Below are 3,766 nucleotides of genomic sequence, written 5' to 3' on the forward strand. Positions count from 1 at the left end.
ACAGCACAAAGATGAAAATCCTGCCGATGTCAGAGCAGCTGAAAAAATGGCAAAGCTCTATGATGAGATCGTTAAAGAAAATGAAACCAGAAACAAACAAGAGGTACATGCACTCAATGTCTTTTTGACACGCTTGCTGTTTTGTTATTTTGCCGAAGACAGCAATATTTTTGAAGACAACCAATTTACAAATGCCATAGACCAACACACACAAGATGATGGCAGTGATTTGGACAGCTACTTGGAAAGATTGTTTAACCTGCTCAACACGCAAACACGAGAAAACTCTTTGCCTGAGTATCTTAAAGCTTTTCCGTATGTCAATGGTGGCTTATTTAGAGACAAGCTTCCTCTGCCCCGCTTTACTGCAAAATCCAGACGTATTATGATAAAAATAGGTTCTCTTGACTGGGCGAAGATCAATCCGGACATCTTCGGTTCGATGATCCAAGCGGTCATCACTTCTGAACACCGTGGCGGCATGGGGATGCACTATACCTCAGTTCCCAATATCATGAAAGTGATCGAACCGCTGTTTTTGGATGAGCTTTATGAAGAGTTTGAAAAAGCAAAAACGAGCAAAGTAAAGCTGCAAAGCCTGATAGACAGACTCGCAAATCTAAAGATATTTGACCCGGCATGCGGCAGTGGCAATTTCTTGATTATTGCCTATAAAGAACTAAGACACTTAGAGATGAAAATCTTAAAGCAGATAGATAAAGTTTCCAACATGAAGCAAGGTGAACTTTTTAACTCAAAATCCAAATATGAGCAATTAAGTTTTTTATCTCTCTCTTCTCGCATCGAATTAACGCAGTTTTACGGGATAGAACTGGACGACTTCGCGCATGAAGTAGCTACTCTCTCGCTGTGGCTTGCAGAGCATCAGATGAACAAAGCGTTCTTTCAAGAATTCGGTCAAACCAATCCTCCGCTACCGCTCAAAAATGGAGGAAATATCGTTCAGGGGAATGCAACACGGCTGAATTGGGAAGAGGTCTGTCCAAAAAATGAAGATGAGGATGAGATTTATATTTTGGGGAATCCTCCGTATTTGGGAGCAAGGCTTCAAAGCAAAGAGCAAAAAGAGGACATGGCTTTAGTTTTTAAAGGTATTAAAAACTTTAATAATCTTGACTATATCGCTTGTTGGTTTTTTAAGGGAACAGAATATATTAAAAACATAAATGCCAAAGCTGCTTTTGTTAGTACAAACTCCATAAGCCAAGGGGAGCAGGTCGGCATTCTATGGACACATATTTTAGATAAAAATATAGAGATAGATTTTGCATATCAGTCTTTTAAGTGGCAAAACAATGCAAAGGCCAATGCCGCAGTTATTGTTGTGATCATCGGGCTTAGAAATGCATCAGCCAAACCAAAATATCTTTATAGCGATAATATCAAGCATGAAGTTAAAAACATTAATGCTTATTTGGTAAATGCAGAGAATATTATTGTTCATAAACAGAGTAAACCTCTTTCAAAAATTTCTAAAATGCAATTCGGAAACATGCCAAATGACGGTGGCGGATTGATTTTAAGCACGGAAGAGAAAAACAGTTTATTAAATGAATTTCCACATGCCGAAAAATTCATCAGAAAATTGTTAGGCTCATATGAATTTATCAATGGAGCTGAAAGATTTTGTTTATGGATTAAAGATGAGTTTTTAAATGAAGCTATGCAAATTCCGTTTATTCAACAAAGAGTAGAAAAAACAAAAATACATCGCTTGAACAGTAAAGATGAAGGAGCGAGAAAACTTGCAAGTCGTTCGCATCAATTTAGAGATTTAAGTGATTATAAAGAGCATGCAATAATAGTTCCTAGAGTATCATCTGAAAGACGACCTTATATCCCCTGTGGAATTTTATATAATCAAGAAATTATTTCAGATTCAGCACAAGCAATTTACGACGCAGAACATTGGACTATGGGCGTTATAAGTTCAAAAATGCACATGATTTGGATGAGAGCAGTCGGTGGTAGATTAAAAACAGACTACAGATATTCAAAAGATGTTGTTTACAACACCTTCCCATTCCCAACTATCTCAAAAAAACAAAAAGAGATGATTGCCGAATTGGTTTTCAATATCTTAGATGAGCGAGAAAAACACAGCCAAAAAACACTAGCTCAGCTCTATAATCCCGACAAAATGCCTGAAGGTCTCAAAGAAGCTCATCATCAGCTCGATTTAGCGATAGAGCGATGTTATCGTGCCAAACCGTTTGAAAGTGATGAAGAACGGCTGGAGTATCTTTTTGGGCTTTATGAAGAGATGACGGCAAAGGAAGGATCCAAGTAATGGCAAAAGTATTGAATTATGAATATTTACGCTTGACTGTGATTGACAAAAAAACAGAGTTAGTCGTCTCTTTCAAAGCATTAATTGAAGCGCTCGAAAAAAAACCGCTGGATATTTCCCAAGAGAATCATCGGTATCAATGCAAGGAAGGCATTTGCAGTAGAGCATTTTCACATATTAAACGACATGATAATGGCGTACTTGTTAGTTTTGCACGTTATGATAGAGATGAATTAATGGGAAGTTTTTTAAAAAATGGAGATGTTGATTACAGTATCACTGATCAAGTAAAAGCAGCGACACAACGAGATGATATTGCATTAAAAGAATATAATCGCGTGAAAGTTTTTTGCAATGGGATTGTTGTATTTCAAAAAAATCAAAAAGCCAATTCTGCGTTGCAATTTAGAGAATATCTGCATTTTCATTTCAAGGATATTTATACGATTGAGCTGGTTCCAATCTATTTAGATGATCTCTTTCAAGCATTGGATAATGGTGAAATTCAAAATATTTCACTAACAGTTGGATTTGCTCCCCAAGGGTCGTTTGATGCATTTGAAAGTGAGAATTATACTGGAGCAACAACATGCCAAATTAAATTCAAGGCTGAAAATGAGCACTTTTTGAAAAAGAGCTTCTTTGTTAGTGCCCTTACAAAAAAAGCTTTAGAAAAATTTGGCGTACTTAATAGCGGGACTATCACAAATGCGAAAGCTAAACTATCAAATCGAAAAGCAATGGTATCGCTAGAACAATATCAACTACGAGATCAGAGATCATTTACTGACATAACCTCTTATCTTATGGATCCTAATAAATATTTCGACGAAATGTACAATAAGCATAAAAATTTTCTTGATACCTACACAAAAAGAGATGGGCGGTACGACTGATGGAAACAGAAATTTTATCTATCGTCAAAGAATTACTTGCGATAAGCATAGGTTTTGTTGGATTAGTTCTAACAGCATATAGTATTTTAATGACTCTTTCCGATGAAAATTGGAAAATAAAAAAGCTAAAGCAATCGGAACGATATAAAAAGTTTATCAGCGATGTTGCCAATTTGGCTATTGGATTCATGAGCTTGTTTATTTTTTCAATAGCGATTTTGGTCATTGAAAAACTCGTTGCTACAGATTATCGAATATTTTTCAATAGCTTACTCTATTTTTATCTTGCGATTTTATTCTATTTATCAATCATGGTAGTAAGTGTCTTAAATAAATTCAAAAAGATCATACTTTTATTGGCTAATAACGAAAAGCCTTTCCTTGAAATGACTACTGACTCTAACAATCATGAAGATTAAAAAAGGAAAATAGATGCAAAATATCGTCGATGTCACTTACGCGCAAACCGGAGAAAGCACCTCCATTAATGAATATGGGATGCGTCAGATGCAAGAACGCGCCTTTGCGGCACGAAATGCTCAATACCTCCTTCTAAAAG

General features: G+C 36.1%; 3 protein-coding genes. All 3 read left to right on the plus strand.

The window, feature by feature from the left end; all coding sequences use genetic code 11:
- Positions 1-2,311 (plus strand): DNA methyltransferase (locus IBX42_RS11655; protein ID WP_294933103.1); only part of this gene is annotated, 2,311 nt, incomplete at its 5' end.
- Positions 2,311-3,207: a hypothetical protein gene (locus tag IBX42_RS11660; RefSeq protein WP_294933104.1), complete on the plus strand. Its 897-nt coding sequence runs from the start codon at positions 2,311-2,313 to the stop codon at positions 3,205-3,207. The genes IBX42_RS11655 and IBX42_RS11660, both read left to right, overlap by 1 nt.
- Positions 3,207-3,626, plus strand: a complete 420-nt coding sequence (locus IBX42_RS11665) for a hypothetical protein (RefSeq protein ID WP_294933105.1) — start codon at positions 3,207-3,209, stop codon at positions 3,624-3,626. Before IBX42_RS11660 ends, IBX42_RS11665 begins: the two co-directional genes overlap by 1 nt.
- Positions 3,627-3,766: the final 140 nt, after the last annotated feature.

Source organism: Sulfurimonas sp. (assembly GCF_014859695.1).
Classification (GTDB): domain Bacteria; phylum Campylobacterota; class Campylobacteria; order Campylobacterales; family Sulfurimonadaceae; genus Sulfurimonas.